General features: G+C 72.7%; 21 protein-coding genes and 1 pseudogene. 7 read left to right on the top strand and 15 right to left on the bottom strand.

The genetic code is table 11. The annotated features are described in order from the left end of the window. Positions 1-187: 187 nt before the first annotated feature. The 7 genes from M1P99_RS21570 to M1P99_RS21540 form a co-directional block, all read right to left on the bottom strand. The gene (locus M1P99_RS21570; RefSeq protein ID WP_304454398.1) at positions 188-1,063 is read right to left on the bottom strand and encodes an ABC transporter permease; all 876 of its coding nucleotides are present in this window, start codon (positions 1,061-1,063) and stop codon (positions 188-190) included. Beyond that, entirely contained in the window at positions 1,053-1,832 is a 780-nt protein-coding gene (locus tag M1P99_RS21565; RefSeq protein WP_304454397.1) for an ABC transporter ATP-binding protein, read from the bottom strand. The genes M1P99_RS21570 and M1P99_RS21565 overlap by 11 nt, the downstream gene beginning before the upstream one ends. After that, on the bottom strand, positions 1,829-2,881 hold the full coding sequence (locus M1P99_RS21560) for an ABC transporter substrate-binding protein (RefSeq protein ID WP_304454396.1): 1,053 nt from the start codon (positions 2,879-2,881) through the stop codon (positions 1,829-1,831). Before M1P99_RS21560 ends, M1P99_RS21565 begins: the two co-directional genes overlap by 4 nt. A 159-nt stretch (positions 2,882-3,040) precedes the next feature. Further along, positions 3,041-4,036: a zinc-dependent alcohol dehydrogenase family protein gene (locus M1P99_RS21555; RefSeq protein WP_304454395.1), complete on the bottom strand. Its 996-nt coding sequence runs from the start codon at positions 4,034-4,036 to the stop codon at positions 3,041-3,043. Further along, positions 4,036-4,842 carry a carbohydrate ABC transporter permease gene (locus M1P99_RS21550; RefSeq protein WP_304455789.1) on the bottom strand — a complete coding sequence of 269 codons (807 nt, stop codon included), beginning with the start codon at positions 4,840-4,842 and terminating at the stop codon, positions 4,036-4,038. The genes M1P99_RS21555 and M1P99_RS21550 overlap by 1 nt, the downstream gene beginning before the upstream one ends. Before the next feature lie 89 nt (positions 4,843-4,931). Next, positions 4,932-5,858 (bottom strand): carbohydrate ABC transporter permease, encoded by a 927-nt coding sequence (locus tag M1P99_RS21545; protein WP_304454394.1) that lies wholly within the window; start codon positions 5,856-5,858, stop codon positions 4,932-4,934. Between the two features lie 36 nt (positions 5,859-5,894). Beyond that, positions 5,895-7,253: a sugar ABC transporter substrate-binding protein gene (locus M1P99_RS21540; protein ID WP_304454393.1), complete on the bottom strand. Its 1,359-nt coding sequence runs from the start codon at positions 7,251-7,253 to the stop codon at positions 5,895-5,897. Positions 7,254-7,429: 176 nt separating this feature from the next. On the opposite strand from M1P99_RS21540, the gene M1P99_RS21535 reads away from it, so the two are divergent. Both M1P99_RS21535 and xylB read left to right on the top strand, forming a co-directional pair. Further along, positions 7,430-8,383: a sugar-binding transcriptional regulator gene (locus tag M1P99_RS21535; RefSeq protein ID WP_304454392.1), complete on the top strand. Its 954-nt coding sequence runs from the start codon at positions 7,430-7,432 to the stop codon at positions 8,381-8,383. Positions 8,384-8,426: 43 nt separating this feature from the next. After that, positions 8,427-9,809, top strand: a complete 1,383-nt coding sequence (xylB, locus tag M1P99_RS21530; RefSeq protein WP_304454391.1) for a xylulokinase — start codon at positions 8,427-8,429, stop codon at positions 9,807-9,809. 100 nt (positions 9,810-9,909) lie between these two features. Here xylB and M1P99_RS21525 read toward each other — a convergent pair whose 3' ends face one another. Beyond that, positions 9,910-11,463, bottom strand: a complete 1,554-nt coding sequence (locus M1P99_RS21525; protein ID WP_304454390.1) for a sodium:alanine symporter family protein — start codon at positions 11,461-11,463, stop codon at positions 9,910-9,912. Between the two features lie 513 nt (positions 11,464-11,976). On the opposite strand from M1P99_RS21525, the gene M1P99_RS21520 reads away from it, so the two are divergent. The 3 genes from M1P99_RS21520 to M1P99_RS21510 all read left to right on the top strand — a co-directional run bounded on the left by M1P99_RS21520 (position 11,977) and on the right by M1P99_RS21510 (position 16,226). Next, entirely contained in the window at positions 11,977-12,657 is a 681-nt protein-coding gene (locus M1P99_RS21520) for an alpha/beta hydrolase (RefSeq protein ID WP_304454389.1), read from the top strand. 41 nt (positions 12,658-12,698) lie between these two features. Next, positions 12,699-13,658, top strand: a complete 960-nt coding sequence (locus M1P99_RS21515) for an aldo/keto reductase (RefSeq protein ID WP_304454388.1) — start codon at positions 12,699-12,701, stop codon at positions 13,656-13,658. A gap of 72 nt (positions 13,659-13,730) precedes the next feature. Next, positions 13,731-16,226, top strand: a complete 2,496-nt coding sequence (locus tag M1P99_RS21510; RefSeq protein ID WP_304454387.1) for an ATP-dependent Clp protease ATP-binding subunit — start codon at positions 13,731-13,733, stop codon at positions 16,224-16,226. Between the two features lie 311 nt (positions 16,227-16,537). On the opposite strand, the pseudogene M1P99_RS21505 reads toward M1P99_RS21510, so the two are convergent. The 3 genes and pseudogenes from M1P99_RS21505 to M1P99_RS21495 form a co-directional block, all read right to left on the bottom strand. After that, positions 16,538-16,699: pseudogene (locus M1P99_RS21505) on the bottom strand (LLM class F420-dependent oxidoreductase); the annotation flags it as partial. 93 nt (positions 16,700-16,792) lie between these two features. Next, positions 16,793-17,932, bottom strand: coding sequence for an SDR family oxidoreductase (locus M1P99_RS21500; protein WP_304454386.1), 1,140 nt, complete (start codon positions 17,930-17,932; stop codon positions 16,793-16,795). A gap of 162 nt (positions 17,933-18,094) precedes the next feature. Then, a complete protein-coding gene (locus tag M1P99_RS21495; RefSeq protein ID WP_304454385.1) occupies positions 18,095-18,415 on the bottom strand; it encodes a hypothetical protein in 321 nt (106 codons plus the stop codon). A gap of 172 nt (positions 18,416-18,587) precedes the next feature. On the opposite strand from M1P99_RS21495, the gene M1P99_RS21490 reads away from it, so the two are divergent. Together M1P99_RS21490 and mgrA are read left to right on the top strand one after the other, a co-directional pair. Continuing rightward, positions 18,588-18,992 (top strand): four-helix bundle copper-binding protein, encoded by a 405-nt coding sequence (locus M1P99_RS21490; RefSeq protein WP_304454384.1) that lies wholly within the window; start codon positions 18,588-18,590, stop codon positions 18,990-18,992. Positions 18,993-19,283: 291 nt separating this feature from the next. Then, complete coding sequence (gene mgrA / locus M1P99_RS21485) at positions 19,284-20,279, top strand: L-glyceraldehyde 3-phosphate reductase (RefSeq protein ID WP_304454383.1); 996 nt, start codon at positions 19,284-19,286, stop codon at positions 20,277-20,279. A 6-nt stretch (positions 20,280-20,285) separates the two neighbouring features. Here mgrA and M1P99_RS21480 read toward each other — a convergent pair whose 3' ends face one another. The 4 genes from M1P99_RS21480 to M1P99_RS21465 all read right to left on the bottom strand — a co-directional run bounded on the left by M1P99_RS21480 (position 20,286) and on the right by M1P99_RS21465 (position 22,616). Continuing rightward, positions 20,286-20,747 (bottom strand): TIGR03618 family F420-dependent PPOX class oxidoreductase, encoded by a 462-nt coding sequence (locus tag M1P99_RS21480; protein ID WP_304454382.1) that lies wholly within the window; start codon positions 20,745-20,747, stop codon positions 20,286-20,288. Between the two features lie 64 nt (positions 20,748-20,811). Next, positions 20,812-21,843 carry a sigma-70 family RNA polymerase sigma factor gene (locus tag M1P99_RS21475; protein WP_304454381.1) on the bottom strand — a complete coding sequence of 344 codons (1,032 nt, stop codon included), beginning with the start codon at positions 21,841-21,843 and terminating at the stop codon, positions 20,812-20,814. A gap of 1 nt (position 21,844) precedes the next feature. After that, positions 21,845-22,234: a VOC family protein gene (locus M1P99_RS21470; RefSeq protein ID WP_304454380.1), complete on the bottom strand. Its 390-nt coding sequence runs from the start codon at positions 22,232-22,234 to the stop codon at positions 21,845-21,847. A gap of 16 nt (positions 22,235-22,250) precedes the next feature. Beyond that, complete coding sequence (locus M1P99_RS21465; protein WP_304455788.1) at positions 22,251-22,616, bottom strand: glyoxalase/bleomycin resistance/extradiol dioxygenase family protein; 366 nt, start codon at positions 22,614-22,616, stop codon at positions 22,251-22,253. Positions 22,617-22,736 lie beyond the last annotated feature (120 nt).

Raw genomic sequence — 22,736 nt, 5'->3', positions numbered from 1 at the left:
GGCCCGTGGTCGGGGCGCCGGAAGGCCGGCGTTCTTCGTCGTCGACTCGCCTGGCTCGCAAGCTCGCTGGCGGCCCCGTCTCCTCCCGCAGAACACCGGCGCGCCCCTCGCGACACCCCCTGGGGTGACCGCGGTGGGTCCGCCAAGGGGGCCGCCGCCGCGCGCATCGCGCGGCGGCGGCCGCACGTCAGGAGGCCGTGACGCCCCACCGGGCGCGGATCGAGCGGTCGGCCCAGGTGAAGAACACGTCGATGACGATGCCGATGAACAGCACGATGACGACGTAGCTCAGCAGTTGCTCGGCGTCGTTGAGCTGGCGGGCCTGGCTGAGCGCCCAGCCGATGGAGTTCTGCTGGTTGATGATGACCAGCAGCTCCCCGGCCATGAGGGAGCGCCAGGCGAAGGCCCAGCCCTGTTTGAGCCCGGTGACGAACATGGGCAGCGCGGCCGGGACGATGAGCAGCGTGTAGCGCTGGACCCCGCGCAGGCCCATGGCCTGCCCCGCACGCATGAGCTGTCGGGGCACGTAGTCGATCCCGGAGATGAGCCCGCCGGCGATGGAAGGCGCCGCGCCCAGGATGATGACGAACATGATCGCCGACTCGCTGATGCCGTAGAGCAGCATCGCGAACGGAAACCACACGATCGACGGCATGGTCTGCAGGCCGGAGATGAGCGATCCGATGGCCACGCGCAACGGCTTGAGCTGCGAGACCGCCAGCCCCAGGAGCACACCGACCACCAGTGCCAGCGCGAAGCCCGCGAAGGCCCTGCGCATGGTGACCGCGACCGCCTCCCAGAACCCCGGCGAGGTGACCTCCTGGGCGATGCGGGGCAGGACCTGGTCGGGACCGGGCAGCACGTAGACCGGCCGCCACCCGCTCCACACCACGGCCTGCCAGGCCGCCAGCACGATGGCCACGGCCACCAGTTTGGGCCACGTGGCCGCCCACAGGGTGCGCGCACGCACCAGGGCGTCGGCGCGCTGGCCCTCGCCGGGCTTCATCTCCAGGGCGTCCAGGCCCTGGATCTGGCGGTCGCGCACGGAGGAGTCACCCGGCATGGCGCGACACCTCCACCCGCAGCCGGTCGGTGATCTCGGCGGCCTGGGCGGCGATCTCGGCGGAGTCGATCCGCCGGGGCCGCCGCCCGCTCACCTCGAACTCCTCGATGACGCGGCCCGGGCGGCTGGAGAGCAGGATGACCCGGTCGCCGAGCCGCACGGCCTCGCGCACGTTGTGCGTGACGAACAGGATGGTCAGGGACCTCTCCCGCCAGATCCGCTCGACCTCGTCGTGCAGGATGTCGCGGGTCATCGCGTCGAGCGCGCCGAAGGGCTCGTCCATGAGCAGGACGTCGGCGTCCTGGGCCAGGGCACGGGCCAGGGCGACGCGCTGGCGCATGCCGCCCGAGAGCTGGTGCGGGCGCTTGTGCGCGAAGCCGCTCAGCCGGACCAGGTCCAGGAGTTCGGCCACCCGCCGTCTGCGCTCGGCCCTGGGCACCCCGTTGACCTTCATGGGCACCTCGATGTTGCCGCCGATGGTCAGCCAGGGGAAGAGGGACGCCTCCTGGAACATCATGGCCACCCGGTGACCGCCCACGTCCACGGTCCCGACGGTGGGTTCCTCCAGGCCCGCGACGAGGGAGAGCAGTGTGCTCTTGCCACAGCCGGAGGCTCCGACGATCGCGACGAACTCGCGAGGCCGCACGGAGACGGACATGCCGTCGATGGCGGTCAGCGCTCCGGGGCCGCGCCCGAACACCTTCGTGATCCGGTCGATCTCGATGGCGGCGGCGCGCGTCCTGGCCGGGCTCTCGGTCGTGACGCTCACTTGTCCTCCTGGGGTCCGGTGATCTGGTCCCGTCCGTCCTGCGCGAGCAGGTCGTTGAGCGGTTCGAGTGCGTACAGGCCGTCCAGGTCGACGGGGTCGAGCAGGCCGACGGACTCGGCGTGCTCGGCTCCGGCGGTCAGGGACGGGGCGATGGGGTCGACGGTGAACTCCAGGCGGGCGAAGGCCGACTCGACGGTCTCGTCGGGCAGGCGGCTGCCGGTGACCTCGGCCAGCTGGTCGGCGGCGGCGCGCCGGGCACGGTCCGGATCGGCGTTCATCCGGTCGACGGTGTCCAGGTGCGCGCGCAGGAGGCGCTCGACCCGGTCGGGGTGGGCGTCGAGGTAGTCGGCGCCGACGACGAGGTTGGCGGTGACGAACGCACCATCGGTCTCGGGCCACAGGTCGGCCTCGTCCACCAGGAGGCGGCCGTCGTGTTCCCGCAGGAGCCGGCTCAGGTGGGGTTCGGGGAGGAAGGCGCCGTCGATCTCCCCCAGGGCGAAGGCGTCCACGATCTCCGCGTTCTGCTGGGGGATGATGGACAGGTCGCCGCCGCCGGCGGTGTCGAACTCCCAGCCCCGGCCGGCGGCGAAGTAGCGCAGTGCCACGTCCTGGGTGTTGCCGAGCTGGGGCGTGGACAGGGTGGTTCCGACCAGGTCGTCGACGTCGTCGATGCCGGGACGCACGACCAGGCCCGCCCCGCCGGAGGTGGAGCCGGCGACGACCCGAAGCGCGGCACCGTCTGACTGCGCCCACCCGTTGATGGTGGGGTTGGGGCCGATGAAGGCGGCGTCGACCTCTCCGGAGAAGAGCGCGTTGACCAGGTCGGGGCCGGCGTTGAAGGTCTGGATGGCGACCCGGGCGTCCTGGCCGAGCGCGTCGGCGTAGGCGCCGTCGTGGTCGGCGACCAGGGCCGGGGCGTGGGTGATGTTGGTCAGGTACCCCACGGTGAGGTCGTCGCCGTCGTCCGGGCCGCCGAAGGCCCCGCACCCGGCGGCGGCCAGGCTCACTGCCAGGGCCGCCGCGGCGAGGACGGGCGTTCGCACGCTCATGTGGGCACTCACCTCGCTGGTCGACGATTTCAGGCAAACTCTACTTAAGAAGTAGGTTTTGTGGAAGCTGGACACTCCCACCCCGTGCAACCGGACCAGTGATCTGGGTCACCCGTGGTCAGGGCGGCGGAGCGGTCGCGCTCCGCCGCCCGGTGCGGACTACTTCTGGGGGTCGACCTGCAGCTTGCGGCCCCGGCCGGCGCGGAAGGCGTCGATGGCCGCGCCGTAGTCGGCCAGGGCGAAGGTGTCGGTGACCATGGCGTCGGCGTCGACCGCGCCCTTGGCCATCAGGTCCACCGCCCGCCCGTAGCTGTGCAGGACCGCCATGCTGCCGACGACGGTGACCTCGTCGTTGTAGACGCGGAACGGCGAGAACGTGGCCGTGGCCTCGGCCGGAGCGACCCCGAAGACCTGGAACGTGCCGCCCCTGGCGACCCGGGTGAGCCCGTCCTCGATGGCGTCGACCACGCCCGTGCAGTCCACGACGACCTCCCAGTCCGTGCGGTCGAGCGCGTCCGCTCCGGGTGCCACGGCGTCGGCGGCCAGGCGTTCGGCGACGGCCAGCCGGTCGGTGTTGGGGTCGACGACGGACACGCTGGCCGCGCCGGCCGAGCGCGCCAGCTGGGCCATGAGCAGCCCCATCGTCCCGGCGCCGTAGACCAGGTAGTGCTCCCCCACCCGCCCCGGGAGCAGGTCGAAGCCGTGCACCGCGCACGAGAGCGGTTCCACCAGGGCCCCGTGGGCGAAGGGCATCGTGTCGGGTATCCGGTGGCAGGAGGCCGCGGGCGCCACGGCGAACTCGGCCGCCGCGCCGGGCGTGGTGACGCCGATGGCGTTCCAGCTCGCGCACAGGTTGCCGCGGCCCACCGCGCACTTGGCGCACTCCCCGCAGAACAGGGACGGGTCGACCGCGACACGGTCGTCCACGGCGAGCCCGGTGACCTCCGAGCCGACGGCGACCACCGTCCCGGCGAACTCGTGGCCGGGGATGATCGGGTAGGGGGTGGGAGCGAACTCCCCGTCGAGGATGTGCAGGTCGGTGCCGCACACCCCGACCGCGGACGGTGCCACCACCACCTCCCTGGGGCCGGGTGCGGGGTCCTCCACCCGCTCGACGGAGTACTGTCCCGGTTCGTTGACGACGAGTGCGCGCATTACTTGATGGCTCCTAGGGAGAGGCCGCGGACCAGCCAGCGTTGGGCTGCCCATCCGGCGATGATCACGGGCAGGGCCGCCATGGTGGAGGCGGCCGAGAGCCGGGCCCAGAACAGCCCCTCGCCGCTGATGAAGCCGACGAGGAACACGGGCACGGTCGAGGCCTGGGAGGCGGTGAGGTTGACCGCGAAGAAGAACTCGTTCCAGGCGAAGATGAAGCAGATCAGAGCGGTCGCGGCCAGTCCGGGCGCGATCATCGGCAGGATGACGCTGCGCATCTCCCGGATCCGGCCGGCGCCGTCCATGCGGGCGGCCTCCAGGACCTCCTCGGGCAGCTCGACCAGGAAGGACCGGATCATCCACACCGCGATGGGCATGTTCATCGCGGTGTAGACCAGCGTCAGGGTCCGCACGTCGTCCAGGGCACCGAGGTTGCGGGCGATGACGTACAGCGGCAGGATCATCGCCACCGGCGGCAGCAGCTTGGTGGACAGGAAGAAGAACAGCGAGTCGCGCCACTTGGGGATGCGCACGAGCGAGAGCGCGTAGGCGGCGGGCACCGCCAGCACGATGGCCAGCGCCGTGGACAGCACGGAGGCCTGTAGCGAGTTGAGCAGGTAGGGGACGAAGTCGCGGCCGAGCACGGCCGCGTACTGGTCCAGGGTCGGCTCGAACCAGAAGGTGGGCGGGTCGGTGGAGGCCTGCGACTCCTGTTTGAAGCCGGTCAGGAACATCCACAGCACGGGGAAGAAGAACAGCACGCCCACCACCCACGCCAGCAGGCCGAGGCCGAAGCCGGGCCCGATCCGGCGCCGGCGGCGCGATCGCGGAGCGCGCGGCCGGACCGGCTCCTGTCCGTGGTCGGGGCGCCTCGCGCCCACGTCGGTCACGGTCGTCACGACTCCTCCTCGAACAGGCTGGAGACCACGCGCAGCGCGAACATGGCGATGACGAGGGTGGCGGCGACCACGACGACCCCGGCGGCCGCGGCCTCGCCCACCTCGAAGGCACGGAAGGCCTGGAGATAGATGAAGTAGGGCAGGTTGGTGGTCGCCTGCCCCGGCCCGCCCTGCGTGATCATGTAGATCGCGTCAAAGGTCTGGACGATGTAGATCGTGCCGAGCAGCAGCGCCAGCTCCAGGAAGCGGCGCAGGTGCGGGAACGTGATGCTGCGGAAGGTCTCCAGCGGCCCGGCGCCGTCCACGCGCGCCGCCTCCAGCACCTCCGGCGGCTGGCTCTGCAGCCCCGCGAGCAGGATGAGCATCATGAACGGCGTCCACTGCCAGGCCAGCACGAGGACGATCGACAGCAGCGGGAAGTCGTTCACCCAGTCCACGCGCACGCCGAACGGTGAGATCACCCAGTTGAGCAGGCCGTACACCGGGTGGTACATCGAGGTCTTCCACAGCAGCGCGGCGGCGACCGGCATGACCAGGAACGGCGTGATCATCAGGGTCCGCACGACGCCGCGGCCGAGGAAGGCCCGGTCGAGCAGCAGTGCCAGCCCCAGCCCCAGGACGAGGGAGAGCAGGACGGCGCCGGCGGTGAGCAGGACGGTGTTGAGGACGGCGTTGCGGAAGAGCGGGTCGCCCAGGACCGCGCCGTAGTTGGCCAGTCCGGTGAAGCCGCCGGACTCGGGCCGCAGGAGGTTCGAGTCCTGGAAGCTGTAGTAGACGGTGAACAGGAACGGGATCTGGGTCAGCGCGATGACGAAGAGCAGCCCGGGCAGGAGCGGGCCGCGCCGTCCCCAGCGCTCGCCCCGGGTGAGCTCCCGCGGGGCGGGCCCTCCCCGTGCCGTGTCCGGCGTGGTCTGAGCGGTCATGGTCGGTCCTCGCAGGTCGGTTCGGGCATCGGCGGCTCAGTCCCGGTAGCCGCCGGACTCGGCGGTCTCCTGGGCGTACTCCTGTGACGTGGCCAGCGCCTCCTCGACGCTCTGCTGGCCGGCGATGGCCGCGGAGATCTCCTGGGAGACCCGGGTGCCCAGGTCCTGGAACTCGGGGATCGCCACGTACTGGACCCCGGTCCACGGCTGCGGGTGCAGGCCGGGCTGCTCCACGTCGACGTTCTCGATCGCCTCGAAGGTGGGCCCGGCGAAGGCCGCGGCGGCCTCCCGGTACTCGGGGATGTCGTAGGTGGACACGCGCGCGCCCGGGGGGACGCGCTCCCAGCCCAGCTCCTCGCCGACCAGGCGGTGGTACTCCTTGGAGGTGGCCCAGGAGACGAACTCCCAGGCGGCGTCGGGGTCGGTGGAGGTGCTGGGGACCGACAGCGCCCACGCCCACAGCCAGCCGGCGTGGTCGGTCTCGGCCGTCGGGGCGGCGACGTAGCCGATGTCGCCGACCACGCTGCTGGACTCGGGGTCCTCCAGGTTGCCGGCCGCGACGGTGGAGTCGTAGAACATGGCGGCGTCGCCCTGGGCCATGGTGGTCAGGCACTCGGTGAAGCCCGCGTTGGGCGCTCCGGCCTGGCCGTGGTCGCGCACGAGGTCGACGTAGGTCTGGACGGCCTCCTGGACCTCGGGCGAGTCGAGGTGGGCGTTCCACTCCTCGTCGTACCACTGGCCGCCGTGGGTGAGGATCACCGTGTTGAGCGGTGCGAGCAGCTCGCCCCAGCCGGGCACACCGCGCAGGCAGATCCCCGCGGTGTCGGAGTCGTCGAGCTCGGCGGCGAACCCGGCGACCTCCTCCCAGGTCGGCTGGTCGGGCATCTCCAGGCCCGCTTCCTCGAACAGGTCCGTCCGGTACATGAGGAAGGAGGACTCCCCGTAGAAGGGCGCCCCGTACATCTGGTCGTCGTAGGACAGGGCCGAGCGGACGGTGGGGATGATGTCGTCGATGTCGTACTCGGGGTCGGCGGCGTACTCGTCCAGGCCGAGCAGCCAGCCGTTCTCCGCCCAGATGGGCACCTCGTAGGTACCGACCGTGACGACGTCGTACTGCCCGCTCTGGGTGGCGATGTCCTGGGTGACGCGGTCGCGCAGCTGGTTCTCCGGCAGGACGACGAACTCGACGGTGATGTCGTCGTGCTGGTCGTTGAACTCGCCGATCAGGGACTCGATGTCCTCCATCTGCGGGTTGGCGACCGTGGCGACGGTCACCACGCGCTCCCCGCCTCCGGGGGCCTGCCCACCCGCTCCGGCGCAGGCGGTGGCCATCAGGACGAGACCGGTGGCGGCGGCCGTGAGGGGCAGGCCCCGCGGTGGCGTGCGTGTGGACATGTCTTCCTCCCGAGGGGTACGGCGGCCGTCGCCGACCGCCGGATGCTCATATGAGCACTTGAAGGATCATTCGAGCGACGTGCGGCTCATTTAAGTTGTGAGGGGTGTCACCCGTCAAGGTCAGCTGCCATAATGAGCGGAGAAGTGCTCATCTGAGCAGAACCGAGGAGGTGTGGATGGCCACCCGGCCGACGTTCCGACCAGCGGAACTCATCCGCGCGACGGCGATCGCGCGGCGGTACTACCTCGAAGGCGAGTCCAAGGTCCGCATCGCCGACGACTTCGGCATCAGCCGGTTCAAGGTGGCGCGCATCCTGGACGAGGCCCGCGAGGCCGGGATCGTGCGCATCGAGATCTCCGCCCCCACCGAGATCGACGCCGCCCTCTCCCACGAGCTCCGCACCGCCTTCGGTCTGCATGAGGCGGTCGTGGTCGACCAGGCCGGCGACGACGAGACCGTCCGGCGGAGCATCGGCCGGATCGCCGCGGAGTACCTCACCGAGATCCTGGAGGAGGGCGACACCCTCGGCCTGGCCTGCTCGCGCACGCTCAACGAGATGACCCTGGCACTGGGCGAACTGCCGCGCTGCACGGTCGTCCAGCTCACCGGTGTCCTGCCCGGCGGGGTGGAGGAGAACTCGGTGGAACTGGTCCGCCGCGTCGCCAGCCTGGCCCGCGGCCCGGCCTTTCCCATCTACGCCCCGCTCGTGGTCTCCGACGCCGCCACCACCCGCGCGCTGCGCGCCCAGCCCCAGGTCGCCGACGCCATGCAGCGCTACGGGCACCTGTCCAAGGCCGTCGTGGCGATCGGCGCCTGGACTCCCACTCGTTCGCTGGTCCGCGACGCCCTCCCCCTGGAGGAGGGGGCACGGCTGGAGGAGCAGGGCGTGCGGGCCGAGGTGTGCGCGCGGACGGTGGACGCCCAGGGCGCTCCCACGGCCCCGGGGTTGTCCGAGCGCGTCGTGGCCATCACTCTGGAACAGTTGCGCGCGGTTCCAGAGGTCGTCGCCGTCGCAGGCGGCACGGGCAAGGCCGAGGCGATCCGCGCCGTCCTGCGCACCGGCGTGGTCGGCTCGCTGGTCACCGACGTCGCCACCGCGCGCGTGCTGCTGGAACCCGGGGGCGCGTGAGCGCCCACCGTCCACTGTTCACCCCTCACCCACCGGAGCGGAAATGGCCCTGGTCGCCGGAATCGACAGTTCGACCCAGTCCTGCAAGGTCGTGGTCTGCGACACCGACAGCGGAGCGGTGGTGCGCGAGGCCCGCGCACCGCACCCCGACGGAACAGAGATCCACCCCGGCGAGTGGTGGTCGGCACTGACCGACGCCTCCGACGGACTGCTCGACGGAGTCGCGGCCGTGGCCGTCGCCGGCCAGCAGCACGGCATGGTCACCGTGGACGGCGACGGCGAGGTCGTCCGCCCCGCCCTGCTGTGGAACGACTCCCGTTCGGCCGCGGCCGCCGACGACCTGGTCGCCGAGCTCGGCGGGCCCAAGGCCTGGTCCGACGCCATTGGGAGCGTTCCCGTCGCGAGCTTCACGGTGACCAAGCTGCGGTGGCTGGCCGAGCACGAACCGGAGGCCGCCGCGCGGGTGGCCGGGGTGATGCTCCCCCATGACTGGCTCACCTGGCGCCTGGGCGGCCGGGGCGAGCCGACCACCGACCGGGGCGACGCCTCGGGCACCGGCTACTGGTCGCCACCGGAGGGCGCCTACCGCACCGACCTGCTGGTCCGGGCCTTCGGGCGCGAGATCGACGTACCGCGCGTGGCCGGACCCGCCGAGGTGGTCGGGCACACCCCCTCCGGAGCGCTCATCGCGCCGGGGACGGGCGACAACATGGGCGCGGCCCTGGGCCTGGGGCTGCGGGCGGGCGACGCGGCGGTGTCGCTGGGCACCAGCGGCACGGTGTTCGCGGTCAACGACCAGGCCACGCGGGACCAGAGCGGCGCGGTGTCCGGCTTCGCCGACGCCACCGGCCGGTTCCTGCCGCTGGCCTGCACGCTCAACGCCGCGCGGGTGCTGACCGCCACCGCCGCGATGCTCGGCGTGGACCTGGCCGGACTCGACACGCTGGCGATGGCCGCCGAGCCGGGCGCCGAGGGCGTCGTCCTGCTGCCCTACCTGGACGGCGAGCGCACGCCGGTGCTGCCCGACGCCGCCGGTTCGCTGCACGGCCTGCGCCGCTCGAACATGCGGCCGGAGAACATCGCCCGCGCGGCGGTGGAGGGCATGCTGTGCGGCCTGGCCGACGGTGTGACCGCACTGACCGACACCGGGGTGCCGGTCCGGCGGGTGCTCCTGCTGGGCGGGGGCGCCCGCTCGGCGGCGGTGCGCGCCATCGCGCCGACGGTCCTGGGCGCGCCGGTGGTGGCGCCCCCCGCCGCGGAGTACGTCGCGATCGGCGCCGCCCGCCAGGCGGCCTGGGCCCTGGCGGGCTCGGAGGAGCCGCCGCCCTGGGACACCGCCGAGGCCGGGCCGGCCGCGGAGCCCGCGGTCGTGCCCGGGGTCCGCGAGCGCTACGCGAGCGTGCGGCGCGAGGTCCACGGGGTCTGACGGGTGTTCGGCGGGTGCCGCGTCGCCTCGCGGGGCGCGCGGCGCCCGGCCGGGACCGACCCGGCCGGGCGCCGTGGAGCCGACCGCGCAGCGGACGGGGCTACCGGCTCAGGGCGGCGTCCTCGTCCGCTTCGTCGCTGCCGCTGTCCTCGTCCTCGCCGCGCAGGTGGGCCAGCAGCCGTGCGAGCTCCCTGCGCACCACCGGGGCCAGCAGGTACAGGCCGACGATGTTGAAGAACGCCGCGGCGAAGACCAGGGCGTCGGCCATGCTCAGGACGGCGCCCAGGGTCAGCATGGAGCCGACCACCAGGAACGCGCAGTAGATGACCAGGTACACGCGCTCGCTGCGCCGCCCCGCGCCGAAGATGTGCGTCCAGCCCTTGAGGCCGTAGTAGCTCCAGGTGATGACGGTGCTCAGGGCGAACAGCACGACGGCGACGGTCAGGACGTAGGGGAACCACGGCATGACGCTGCCGAAGGCGTCCGAGGTCAGGCTCACGCCGCCGGGCAGCTCGCCGCCGGACGCCGCGGCCTCGCGCGCCGCGGTCCAGGAGCTCGGGGCGGCGATGACGATGGTCAGCGCGGTCATCGTGCAGATGACGACGGTGTCCAGGAACGGGCCGAGCATGGCGACCAGACCGGCGCTGGCCGGGTACTTGGTCTTGACGGTGGCCAGCGCGATCGGGGACGAGCCGATGCCCGCCTCGTTGGAGAAGGCGGCGCGCTGGAAACCGATGACCATGGCGCCGACGGCACCGCCCGCGACGCCGGTCGGAGCGAAGGCGCCCGAGACGATCTGGGCGAACGCGTCGGGCAGCAGGGCGATGTTGGCGCCGATGACGACCAGGCAGCCGAGAACGTAGACGATGGTCATGCTCGGCACCAGCTTGCTCGTCACCTTGGTGATGCTGGAGATCCCGCCGATGACCACGGCACCGACGAGCACGGCCAGGACCACGCCGAAGACGAAGGAGCCGCCGCTCCCGCCGAGCGGTCCGGCCTCACCGCCGGTGACCGAGCGGAGCTGCTCCAGGGTCTGGTTGGCCTGGAACATGTTCCCGCCCGCGATGGCGAAGATGAGGATGAACACGGCGGTCATCCACGACAGGACCTTGCCGATCCCGCCCAGTCCGCGCTCGGCCAGGCCCTTGGCGAGGTACTTCATGGGTCCGCCGCTGACGGCGCCCTCCGGGCCGATCTCCCGGTACTTCACGCCCAGGGTGCACTCGGCGAACTTGACGGCCATCATCAGCAGGCCGGCCAGGACCATCCAGAGCGTGGCGCCGGGTCCGCCGATGGTGACGGCGATGGCCACACCGGCGATGTTGCCGAGACCGACGGTGCCGGACACGGCGGCCGTGAGCGCCTGGAAGTGCGTGACCTCGCCCGGGGCGTCCTCGCCCAGGCCGCGCCCGGCGATCCGGACGGCGGTGAGGGGACGGCGGAACTGCAGGAAGCCGAGGTAGAGGGTGAAGACGACGCCGGCGGCGATCAGCCAGGCGACGATCCACGGGAACTGGGCGCCGAAGAGTGTGACCTGGGCGAAGACCACGTCGCTGAGCAGGGTCGCCACGGGGTTGAACACCGTGTCGACCGCGGTCTCGATGGTCTCGCCGATGCCCCCCTCCTGGGGGACGGCGGCAGCGCTGAGCATGAGCACACCTTTCGGGTGTGACGGGCAGAGCGGCACCGCGGGCCCGGTGGTCGGGCCGCACGGGACCCGTCGGCCGCCTCGTGGGCGGTCGGCTCTGGGTCCGTCGAACGGAACTGGTGGGCGAAGCCGCGGGCGCCCCGAGGGTCGGGGGCGTTAAGCCGGCCTACCGGCGGGCTTTAGCGGAACTTCACGTTGGGGATCCTAAGCGCACATATGTGGCAGGCAACACATCAGTCGCGAACCTTTACTTTCGCCCCATAGGCACCCACCCCGCGAACACGGGGAGTCAGCACTGTTGACAAAAACGGTTCAACGCGGCGACAGGCCCGACGCCGCCGGGCTTGCCGCGATCGAGCCGCCGCGGACCCACGACCCTGGGGAAAGGCGCCTCGAAACCACGTCACCGTGATCAATTCGTTATGCCAGGATCGGCTGTGCGCCGTGCCGCGGCGAGGGCGACCGCCCCGGCCGTGTCGGTCGCGCCCGCGGTGGTCGGGACGACAGGATCGACCCATGCAACCGATCTTCGTTCTCGTGCACAGTCCGTCCCTGGGCCCCTCGACGTGGCGCCCGGTGGCCGAACACCTGGCGGCGGCGGGATTCCGGGTACGGGTCCCGTCACTCCTGCACACCGGTACCGGTGGACCGCCGTTCTGGCCCCGCGTGGTCGAGGCCGTCCGCGACGACCTCTGGCAGGTCCCGGCCGACAGCCCCGTCACGCTGGTGGCCCACAGCAACGCGGGCCTGTTCCTCCCGACGGTCAGCGCGGGCCTCGACCATCCGGTGGCCGGCTCGGTCTTCGTCGACGCCGCGCTACCGGCCCTGCACGGTGACACCCCGGCCGCTCCGCCCGGGCCGCTGGAGTTCCTCCGGTCGATGGCGGTGGACGGCCGACTGCCGCGTTGGACCGACTGGTGGGACGAGGCCCAGACCGCCCCCATGTTCCCCGATCCGTCGGTCCGCCGCGCCGTCGTCGAAGAACAGCCCACCCTGCCGCTGTCCTACTTCGAGCAGAGGATCCCGGTCCCCGGCGGCTGGGACGACCACCCCTGCTCCTACCTGTGGTTCAGCACCGCCTATGACGGCCTCGCCGCCCAGGCGCGCGAACGCGGCTGGGCCGTCGCGCACCTGCACCAGATCGTCGACCCCGCGGGCACGGTCCGCCGCCTCGTCGAACTCGCCACGACCCCCTAGCGTGTGGGGAGGATCCGATACCGACTCCGAGACGGGTGAGCATGACCGAGACCACCTCGCGCCGACTGGGCCGCTCCGACCTCCTCGTGTCCCCCCTGTGCCTGGGCGGCAACGTGTTCGGCTGGACGGCCGACGAGGCGACCTCCTTCCGCCTGCTGGACGCCTTCCGCGAGGCGGGCGGCACCTTCGTCGACACCGCCGACTCCTACTCCGCCTGGGTCGAGGGACACACCGGCGGAGAGTCCGAGACGGTCATCGGCGCCTGGCTGGCCTCCCGCGGCCGCCCCGACGACCTGGTGATCGCCACCAAGGTCAGCCAACACCCCGCCTTCCCCGGGCTGTCCGCCGACAACGTCCGCGCCGCCGCGCACGCCTCGCTCAAGCGCCTGGGTGTGGAGGCCGTCGACCTCTACTACGCGCACTTCGACGACCCCGACACCCCGGTCGAGGAGAGCGCCGAGGCCTTCTCCGCCCTGGTCGACGAGGGCAAGGTGCGCGCCATCGGCCTGTCCAACCACAGCCCGGAACGGATCACCGCGTGGCTGGACGTGTGCCGGGAGCGGGGCCTGCACGCCCCGGTCTGCGTCCAGCCGCACTACAACCTGATGGAGCGGGCCGTCGAGGCCGACCTGGTCCCGCTGGCCCAGGAGCGGGAACTGGCCCTGCTCCCCTACTTCGGACTGGCCCGCGGCTTCCTCACCGGCAAGTACCGGCCGGGCGGCGGCCAGGGGGACAGCCCGCGCGCCGGCCGCGCCGGCGCCTACCTCGACCGTCCGCAGGGACCGCGCGTGCTGGCCGAACTCGACGCGATCGCCGCGCGCAGGGGTGTCGCCCCGGCGACGGTCGCGCTGGCCTGGCTCGTGGACCGGCCCGCCGTCGCCTCGGTGCTGGCCAGCGCCCGCGACCTGGACCAGCTCTCCGCACTGCTTCCGGTCGACGAGCTGCGGCTCAGCGACCAGGAGAGGGCCCGGCTGGACGAGGCCTCCCACACCGGGGCGTGATGACGGCGACCCCCTCAAAGTCATCACGTAGGGTAAATAAAGAACTACCGTACGCACGGGGGACGAGAACCGATGACACACGACTTTCCCGACGGCCACGGCAACGAACCGGGCTCCTTCGACGAGTTCCTCGCCCGGTTCCTGGGCGCGCGCGGCCCGGTCCGCCGTGTGGACCTGTCCAAGCTCATGAGCGCCGAGGCCCGGCAGGTGGCCGACGCGGGCGTGCGCCGTGCCCTGGAGACCGGCGGCGCCGACGTCGACACCATCCACCTGATGTGGTCGCTGCTGCGTCACGAGCCCACGCGTGACCTTGTCAAGCGCACCGGTGCCGACCTCGCCACGCTGGGCGACGTCATCGACCACGCGGTCGCCCAGGCCCCGCGGTCCGTGATGCCCGGCACCGCCAGGCTCACCCCCTCGGCCAAGCGCGCCCTGTTGGACGCCCTGCAGATCGCCCGCGCCACCGGAAGTTCCAGCATCACGCCCGAACACCTGCTCTTCGCCCTGGCGGTCAACCCCTCCGGTGCGGTGGGCCAGCTCCTGCGCGACTCCGGCGTCACACCCGAGTCGCTCCAGCAGTCGGCCGGGGCCGTGCCCGCCGCCGAGCAGACGGAGGCCGAGCCCTCGGACACACCGACCCTGGACGAGTTCGCCACCGACATGACCGCCCTGGCCCGCGAGGGCCGGCTGGACCCCGTGGTCGGCCGCGACGACGAGGTCGAACAGTGCATCGAGGTGCTGGCCCGGCGCCGCAAGAACAACCCGGTGCTCATCGGCGACCCGGGGGTGGGCAAGACCGCGATCGTGGAGGGCATCGCCCAGCGCATCTTCGACGACGACGTGCCCGAGACCCTGCGCGGGCGCCGCCTGGTCCAGTTGGACCTGGCCGGGGTGGTGGCCGGAACCCGCTACCGGGGCGACTTCGAGGAGCGCCTGACCACCATCGTCGACGAGATCCGCGAGAAGGCCGACCGCCTGCTCGTGTTCATCGACGAGATCCACACGATCGTGGGCGCCGGTGCGGCCGAGGGGTCGGTCAACGCCGGGAACATGCTCAAGCCCGCGCTCGCCCGCGGCGAACTGCACATCATCGGCGCGACCACCGTGGACGAGTACCGCAAGAACGTGGAGAAGGACGCGGCGCTGGAGCGGCGCTTCCAGCCCATCCTGGTGCCCGAGCCCTCGGTCTCGGACACCATCGAGATCCTGCGCGGGCTGAGCGACCGCTACGAGGCGCACCACCAGGTGCGGTTCAGCGACGAGAGCCTGGTCGCGGCCGCCGAACTGTCCGACCGCTACATCACCGACCGCTTCCTGCCGGACAAGGCCATCGACCTCATCGACCAGGCCGGCGCCCGTGTCCGGCTGCGCCTGCGCACGTCCAGCTCGGCACTGCGCGAGTTGGAGGGCCGGTTGAAGACCCTGGAGGAGCAGAAGGAGAAGGCCGTCCAGGAGGAGGACTACGAGCGCGCCTCGTCCCTGCGCGACGAGATCGCACGGGCCAAGGGGTCGGTGCACCAGGCGCGCGGAACCGGGTCGTCGGTCCCCGAGGTGGGCGCCGAGGACGTGGCCGACGTGGTCGCGCGCAGCACGGGCATCCCCGTCTCCCAGCTCACCCAGGAGGAGCGCGAACGCCTGGTCCACCTGGAGGCCAGCCTGCACGAGCGCGTCATCGGCCAGAACGAGGCGGTCACGGCCGTCTCGGAGGCGATCCGCCGCTCGCGCGCCGGCCTCGGCGACCCCGGCCGCCCGGTGGGCAGCTTCCTGTTCCTGGGGCCGACCGGCGTGGGCAAGACCGAGCTGGCACGGGCCCTGGCCGAGACCCTCTTCGGCTCCGAGGAGGCCATGGTCCGCATCGACATGAGCGAGTTCCAGGAGCGGCACACCGCCAGCCGCCTGACCGGGGCCCCGCCCGGGTTCGTCGGCTACGAGGAGGCCGGCCAGCTCACCGAGGCGGTGCGGCGCCACCCCTACTCGGTCCTGCTGCTCGACGAGGTCGAGAAGGCGCACCACGACGTGTTCAATCTGCTCCTGCAGCTGCTGGACGACGGCCGGCTGACCGACGGGCAGGGCCGCACGGTCGACTTCCGCAACACGGTGGTCATCATGACCAGCAACCTGGGGTCGGAGGCCATCACCGGCGGCGGGCCCATGGGCTTCACGGCCGAGGGCCAGATGGACCCCGACACCGAGCAGCGCGTGATGCGGCGCCTGCGCGAGGAGTTCCGTCCCGAGTTCCTGAACCGCATCGACGAGGTCATCGTCTTCCAGCAGCTGGGCGCCGAGGAACTGGCCCGGATCACCCGGCTCATGCTGGAGCGGACCGAGCAGCGGCTCAAGGCCCAGGACATCACCGTGCGCTTCACCGACGAGGCGGTGGGCTGGCTGGCCGAGCGCGGATACCAGCCCGCCTACGGCGCGCGGCCGCTGGCGCGCACGATCCAGCGCTCGGTGGGCAACCGGCTCTCACGCATGGTGCTGGACGGCCAGGTCGTGGCTGGTGACCACGTCCTGGTGGACGTGGACACCGACGAAGAGCTGCGGATCTCGACCGTGGCCGCCTACTGAGCGCGATCGGCGGTGCGGGGCGCGCCGCGGCCGGCCCGCCCCGCACGTGCTCCCGTCAGGCGGCGGCCGTCGCCCCCGCGACGGCCCTCCTCTCGGCTCAGACCGGCTCGGGTTCCGGTTCGGGCCCCGGCGGCTCCGGCGACGGCGGTTCAGGGGGCGGGACGGGCTCCGGCGAGGGCGGGTAGGGGTCCGGCGGAACCGGGCTCGGTGGGAACGGATCCGGCGGAAGCGGGTCCGGATACCGCAGGACCGGTGCTCTGGTGCGCATGGGATGTCCTCCTTCGACAACGGGCGCGGGGACGGGCCGCCGGTCAGGCGCGCTCCATCCGCCGCAGACGGGGCGGGACCTCGTTGGAGTGGAACTCGAAGAAGCCCTCCTGGTCGTCGCCGATGTGGTTGACGCCGACCTCGTCGGCCGCGGCCTCGACACAGGGCCGGATCGCGGCGACGCGGGCCTCGGGGTCGGGGCCGCACGGGCGCCCCTGGCCTGCTCGACCAGATCCGCGGGCCCGTGCTCCTCCGCGGCGATGAAGTATCCGAAGCGCGTCATGACGACCTCCCCGGGCCTACGGTTCGCGTCCGCCGTCGCCGGGAGGCGCGGATCCGGCACGCGAGGGCTGGTTGAGGCGTCGGCCCGCGCCCTCGTTGAGCGCGCTGAGCGCGCGCACGACCCCCGGCAGGCCCTGTCCCGCCTCGGTGCCCGGCCGCTGCTCGGGTTCGGGCGGCACGCCGGGCAGCAGCCACCCCGCCAGGGCCATCGCCCGCTGCGTCAGCCCCGGGGCGAGACCGTGGACGGCCATCCCCAGGCGGGCCGCGGGCGTTAGGACCACGTAGCCGCGGCCGCGGACCGTGGCGCGCACGATGCGGCGGGCGGCCCGATCGGCGCTCATGGACAGCAGGGGCAGGCCCGCGCACACGGCGAACCAGCCGTACTCGCGCTCGGGCGCGCCGGAGAACACGGCTCCCCGGGGTGAACCGGTGCGCATCAGGCCCGGGACCACCGTGGTCACGCGCACGCCGGAGCCCTGGCTCTCGGCCGCGAGCCCCTCGGAGAGCGCGACCTGCGCGGCCTTGGCACAGGCGTAGGGCCACAGGTGCGGCGGTGCCAGGTGGCCGCCGATGGAGGTGATAGTGACGAAGGAGCCCCTGGACTCGCGCAGCCGCCCCCAGGCAGCACGCGCGACGTGGTAGGGCCCCCAGAACATGACCGCCATGGCGTCCTCGACGTCCGCGGTCGTCATGGTCTCGCGCGGTCCCACGCGCAGGATCCCGGCGTTGTTGACCACCACGTCCAGCCCGCCGAGGCGCTCGGCGGCCTCCTCCACCACGGCCTCGGCCTGCTCGGGGTCGGACAGGTCGCACTGGATGCCGTGCGCACGGATCCCGCGCCCGGCGAGCCCCGCGACGGCCCGGTCCAGCCGGCCCCGGTCCCGGCCGCAGACCGCGACCGCAGCGCCGTAGGAGCCGAACTCGCGGGCGAGCCGCAGTCCGAGTCCCCGGGTGCCGCCCGTGACGAGGACGGCCCTGCCCCGCAGGAGGCCGGCGAGACGGCGCTCGGCCAGCGCCGAGGCGGAGACTCCCGCGACAGCTCCGGCCACCGCCCACGGGACCAGCTCGCCCGGGCGTGCGCGTTCACGCCGCCGCCGGCGCCGGGACAGGGCCCAGCGCCCGGCGGCCAGGGCCGCGGGTACCGTCCATCGGATCATGGGAACCGCCTCCTGGGAACGGTCGGCGTGGTGCCTGCCACGGCCGTGCCGTTCCGCGTCCGTCGTCGGTCCGCACCGCGTGTGGGTGTACGGCTACCCGCGTGCGCCGGGCGAAAACGCGACGCGGACCCTTCCTGACCAGGTCCTGACCAGACGTCGGCGCTAGCGCCGGGCCTCGGGGTAGCCCTCCGGCGGCAGGCCCTGCCTGGGCGCGGTGGTGTCCTCCCCCACGGGGGAACCGCCGCGCGCGGGCCCCGGGGTCTCCGGTCGGAAGCCCTGGTCGCCGCCCGAGGGCTCGGCCCCCTCCTCCAGCCCGTGCAGACGCTGGTGGAGGATCTCCAGAACCCCGGTGCGGTTGCCGTGGTGCTCCTCGTAGGCGATGAGCTCCCTCATCTGCTCCCCGTCGAGCGAGCGGATCCGGTGTTGCACCGTGGCGATCGGCAGGCCCTCGTAGTCCTCGATCGGGGGCGTCTTCCGGTTCATGGTGTTCACTCCCGCCTGGTGGACGCGGCCTGTGGCGGTCCTGTGTACAGCCGGCTGTAGGGGTACGGCTACCCGTCGGCCCCTGCCCGTAACCGCAACCCGGGCGGTCCGATTTACTGCGCCGAACTCGGGTATTCGCCCCCATAACGGACACAAGGGAGGGAGAGTCGCCATGAGCATCACCGAGCGGATGCTGGAGACGTACCCCGGGTCGATCACGGGGACCGACCAGGCCCGCCTGCGGGCCTGCGTCGACGCCTGCGCGGCGTGTGCCGAGGCCTGCGACGCGTGCGCGGACGCGTGTCTGAGCGAACGGTCCGTGGCCGACCTGACCGTGTGCGTGCGCACCACCCTCGACTGCGCGGAGGTGTGCGGGGCCACCCGGCGCGTCCTGACCCGGCAGACCGGGTCGGAGGAGCGCGTGCTGCGAGCGCTCCTGAACGCGTGCGCGACGGTGTGCGCGGTCTGCCGGGCCGAGTGCGAGCAGCACGCCGCGGAGCACGCGCACTGCCGGATCTGCGCCCGGGAGTGCCAGATCTGCGAGCAGGCGTGCCGCGACATGCTGTCGACCCTGTAGCGACCGCGGCCGACGGCGGTGCCGGGCCGCGCGCCCGGAGGACGACCGGCCGAAAGCGCCCGGACGGGCGGCGGTACTCCACGGAGTGGGAGGACCCGCCTGCCCCGGGGGCCCGTCGAGGCGGATCCGCACGAGGGTGAGGCGGGGCGGGAGGGCCCCGGGCCGCACGGGCGGCCCTGACCTGCGGCGCCCACGGCGCCCACGCGCAACGGGCCGCGCGGACTGCGTCGGCCGCGAGGTGCGAGGATGGACGCGACCGTGTCCCGTGGACGCCTCGAAGGGAAACCTCGCTTGAGCTACGTCGCCGCACCGACCCGCTACGACGCCATGCCCTACCGCCGCTGCGGCCGGAGCGGGCTGCGTCTGCCCGCCCTGTCCCTGGGCCTGTGGCACAACTTCGGCGACGACCGGGGGATCGAGGTCCAGCGCTCGGTCCTGCTGCGGGCGTTCGACCTCGGGATCACCCACTTCGACCTGGCCAACAACTACGGCCCGCCGGCCGGCGCGGCCGAGGTGAACTTCGGCCGGGTGTTCGCCCGCGACCTGGGCCGCTACCGCGACGAGATCGTCGTCTCCACCAAGGCCGGGTTCCACATGTGGCCCGGCCCCTACGGGGAGTGGGGTTCGCGCAAGGGCATGCTGGCCAGCCTGGACCAGAGCCTGGAGCGGACGGGCCTGGAGTACGTGGACGTGTTCTACAGCCACCGCCCGGACCCCGACACTCCCCTGGAGGAGACCATGGGCGCGCTCGACACGGCGGTCCGCCAGGGCAAGGCCCTGTACGCGGGCGTGTCGAACTACTCCCCCGAACAGACCCTGGAGGCGGCGCGCATCCTACGGGAGCTGGGCACGCCGCTGCTCATCCACCAGCCCTCGTACTCGATGTTCAACCGCTGGGTGGAGGACGGCCTGCTCGACGCCCTGGACGAGGTGGGCGCCGGTTCCATCGCCTACTCGCCGCTGTCGCAGGGGCTGCTCACCGACCGCTACCTCGACGGCGTGCCCGAGGGCTCACGGGCCGCGGGTGCCAGCCCGTTCCTGACGGCCGACCGGCTCACCCCGGCCGTGATGGGGCGCATCCGCGCGCTGAACGCCATCGCCGGGGGCCGCGGCCAGTCGCTGGCCCAGATGGCGCTGGCGTGGGTGCTGCGCGGCGGGCGGGTGACCTCGGCGGTGATCGGCGCGAGCAGCGTCGCTCAGCTGGAGGACAGCGTGGCCGCCGTCGGGCACCTGGACTTCACCGACGAGGAGCTGGCCGAGATCGACCGCCACGCCCGCGAGGACTGACCGCGCTCAGACCCGGTCGGCGGGGAACCCACCGGTGGCGACCGGCCCCCAGCGCCGGGGCGTGACGCGCACCAGGGCCTTGCCCTGACGGCGCATGGCGGCGCGGTACTCGTCCCAGTCGGGGTGCTCACCGGAGATCACCCGGAAGTACTCCACCAGCGGCTCCACCGCCGCCTCGCCGTCGAGGACCTCGGCATCGCCGTCGACCTGCACCCAGGGCCCGTCGAAGTCGTCGGAGAGGACGACCACGCTCGCCCGGGCGTCGCGGGCGGCGTTGCGGGCCTTGGCGCGCTCGGGGTAGGTGGAGACCACGATGCGGCCCTGGGCGTCGACCCCGCACACCACGGGTGAGGCCTGCGGGTCGCCGTCCGCTCGCCGGGTGATGAGCAGGGCGTGGTGGCGGGTGCGCACGAAGTCCAGCAGGCCGTCGAGGTCGACCCGGGTGTTGGTGGCGATCGAAGGGCTCATGCTCTCGCTTTCGCGGCTCGCGGGCTCCCGCGCCGCACGGGCACGGGCGCGGACGCCGCTCAGCCTATCCCGCCGGCCCCGCACCGCGGCTGCCCGGCGCGGCGTCCTGTGAGCGGTCCCCCAGGACGGCGGGCAGGCCGAAGCGCGGGAAGAGGGACACGTCGAAGAACGCGACCGCGTGGGCGACACCGCCCCCGGTCAGGTCCAGGACCTGGAGGTGGAAGGCGCGGTGGACGCCGTCCGCGCCGCGCATGTAGAGCCCGAAGGCCGGCTGGCCGTTGGCCCCGGCCGGGAGCATCCGCATGTCTCCGGGGCCCTGGGCCGGGCAGCTCGACAGGATGAGGCGGCCGATGTGCTCGGCGCCGCGCACCCAGGCGGTGAAGGGCGGCATCTCCCAGACCGCGTCGGCGGTGAACATCGCAGTGATCCCGCTGACGTCGTAGTTCTCGAACGCCGTGACGTAGCGCTCCAGGACCCGCCTCTGCTCGGCCCCGGGCACCTCGACCCGGTCCTCGGTCGGGGCGGACCTGGCCAGCTGCGCGCGGGCGCGCTGGAGCAGGCTGTTGACCGCCGGGACGGAGGTGTCGAGGATCTCGGCGACCTCGGCGGCGCTGAACCGCAGCACGTCCCGCAGGACGAGCACGGCCCGCTGGCGCGGCTGGAGGTACTGCAGGGCCGCCACCAGTGCCAGGCGCACGCTCTCGCGGGCGGCGACCACCGTCCCCGGGTCCCCGTCCCCCGCGCCGACCAGGGCGTCGGGTACCGGTTCCAGCCAGGGCAGCTCGGGGCGCTCGCCGAGCCGCCCCTCGGGCTCGGCGGGACCGCCGAGCCCGGTGGGCAGCGGGCGCCGCCCGCGCTGCTCGAGGGCGGTGAGGCAGGCCGTGGTGGCGATGCGGTGCAGCCAGGTGCGCAGGCTGGACCGGCCCTCGAACCGGTCGTAGGCCTTCCAGGCGCGCAGATAGGTCTCCTGCACCAGGTCCTCGGCGTCGTGCACGGAACCGAGCATGCGGTAGCAGTGCGCGTACAGCTCCCGCCGGTAGGGGTCGGCGAGCTGGGCGAAGTCCTGGTCCGCGGGGTGGTCCACCATGACCGTCACGCTACGCCTCCTGTAGGACAGAACACAGGTTGCCGAACGGGTCGGCGAACCAGGCGACGGCGGGTCCGCCGTCGCCGCGGGCGATGCCCCTGGCGTCCTGCTCGAAGCCCTCGTAGCGCAGCTTCTGCACGCCCGCGGCGGCGAGCTCGTCGACGGCGGCCCCGACGTCGTCCACGACGAGGTTGAGGACGGTGAACACGGCCGGGGCGTGGTCCGGCTTCGGGTAGACGAGGATGGTCCGGCCCTCACCGAGGTCGATCTCGATCAGGCCCTCCTCCTCCATTCCGGCGACCGGCCCGACCTCGAGGCCGAGCGTGCCGGCGTAGAACTCGCGCGCGGTGCCGGTGTCCGGGACGGCGAAGGACCCGAACACGTGCGTGGCGGTGACCATGGCGGCCTCCTCGGTGTCAGGCGCCGCCCTCCATGGCGGCGCGGTGCTCATCGCTGAGCTGGATGATCTGGACATGGTTGCCGTCGGGGTCCTCGGCGGTGGCGAAGAGGCTGCCGTGCCGGTCCTCCAGGGGTGCGACCCAGGTGGTGCCCGCGGCGTCCATGCGCTGGACTACGGCCCGGGCGTCGCCGACGTCGAAGTTGACGATGGACCTGGCTGGCTCGACGGCCTTGGCGGCGACGTCGGGGCGGCGGTCGATGAGCAGGTGGAAGTGCCCGAAGCGCAGCACCCGGTAGCCGTCCACGTCGTCGTCCTCCTGTGGGTCCAGGACCTCGGCGTACCAGGCGTGCAGGCGGTCGGGGTCGTGGGTGGCGAGCAGCATGCTGTCGAGGCTGGGCCGGCGGTGCACGGTGTCCTCCCTGGCGGGTCGGCGATGGGTCTCGTCCTGTCTGACTCGCCCGGGCCGCACGACTCATCGCGGGTCAAGCACAAAAGAACCGAC

This window comes from Nocardiopsis sp. YSL2, from assembly GCF_030555055.1.
Lineage (GTDB): Bacteria > Actinomycetota > Actinomycetes > Streptosporangiales > Streptosporangiaceae > Nocardiopsis.
This window is presented reverse-complemented; position numbering and strand designations above follow the sequence as displayed.

Bases quoted from the DNA above. Each gene is read 5' to 3' on its own strand.
- M1P99_RS21570 (WP_304454398.1), bottom strand. From the start codon at position 1,063: ATGCCGGGTGACTCCTCCGTGCGCGACCGCCAGATCCAGGGCCTGGAC.
- M1P99_RS21560 (WP_304454396.1), bottom strand. From the start codon at position 2,881: ATGAGCGTGCGAACGCCCGTCCTCGCCGCGGCGGCCCTGGCAGTGAGC.
- M1P99_RS21555 (WP_304454395.1), bottom strand. From the start codon at position 4,036: ATGCGCGCACTCGTCGTCAACGAACCGGGACAGTACTCCGTCGAGCGG.
- M1P99_RS21545 (WP_304454394.1), bottom strand. From the start codon at position 5,858: ATGACCGCTCAGACCACGCCGGACACGGCACGGGGAGGGCCCGCCCCG.
- M1P99_RS21540 (WP_304454393.1), bottom strand. From the start codon at position 7,253: ATGTCCACACGCACGCCACCGCGGGGCCTGCCCCTCACGGCCGCCGCC.
- M1P99_RS21535 (WP_304454392.1), top strand. From the start codon at position 7,430: ATGGCCACCCGGCCGACGTTCCGACCAGCGGAACTCATCCGCGCGACG.
- xylB (WP_304454391.1), top strand. From the start codon at position 8,427: ATGGCCCTGGTCGCCGGAATCGACAGTTCGACCCAGTCCTGCAAGGTC.
- M1P99_RS21525 (WP_304454390.1), bottom strand. From the start codon at position 11,463: ATGCTCAGCGCTGCCGCCGTCCCCCAGGAGGGGGGCATCGGCGAGACC.
- M1P99_RS21520 (WP_304454389.1), top strand. From the start codon at position 11,977: ATGCAACCGATCTTCGTTCTCGTGCACAGTCCGTCCCTGGGCCCCTCG.
- M1P99_RS21515 (WP_304454388.1), top strand. From the start codon at position 12,699: ATGACCGAGACCACCTCGCGCCGACTGGGCCGCTCCGACCTCCTCGTG.
- M1P99_RS21510 (WP_304454387.1), top strand. From the start codon at position 13,731: ATGACACACGACTTTCCCGACGGCCACGGCAACGAACCGGGCTCCTTC.
- M1P99_RS21500 (WP_304454386.1), bottom strand. From the start codon at position 17,932: ATGATCCGATGGACGGTACCCGCGGCCCTGGCCGCCGGGCGCTGGGCC.
- M1P99_RS21495 (WP_304454385.1), bottom strand. From the start codon at position 18,415: ATGAACCGGAAGACGCCCCCGATCGAGGACTACGAGGGCCTGCCGATC.
- M1P99_RS21490 (WP_304454384.1), top strand. From the start codon at position 18,588: ATGAGCATCACCGAGCGGATGCTGGAGACGTACCCCGGGTCGATCACG.
- M1P99_RS21480 (WP_304454382.1), bottom strand. From the start codon at position 20,747: ATGAGCCCTTCGATCGCCACCAACACCCGGGTCGACCTCGACGGCCTG.
- M1P99_RS21470 (WP_304454380.1), bottom strand. From the start codon at position 22,234: ATGGTCACCGCCACGCACGTGTTCGGGTCCTTCGCCGTCCCGGACACC.
- M1P99_RS21465 (WP_304455788.1), bottom strand. From the start codon at position 22,616: ATGCTGCTCGCCACCCACGACCCCGACCGCCTGCACGCCTGGTACGCC.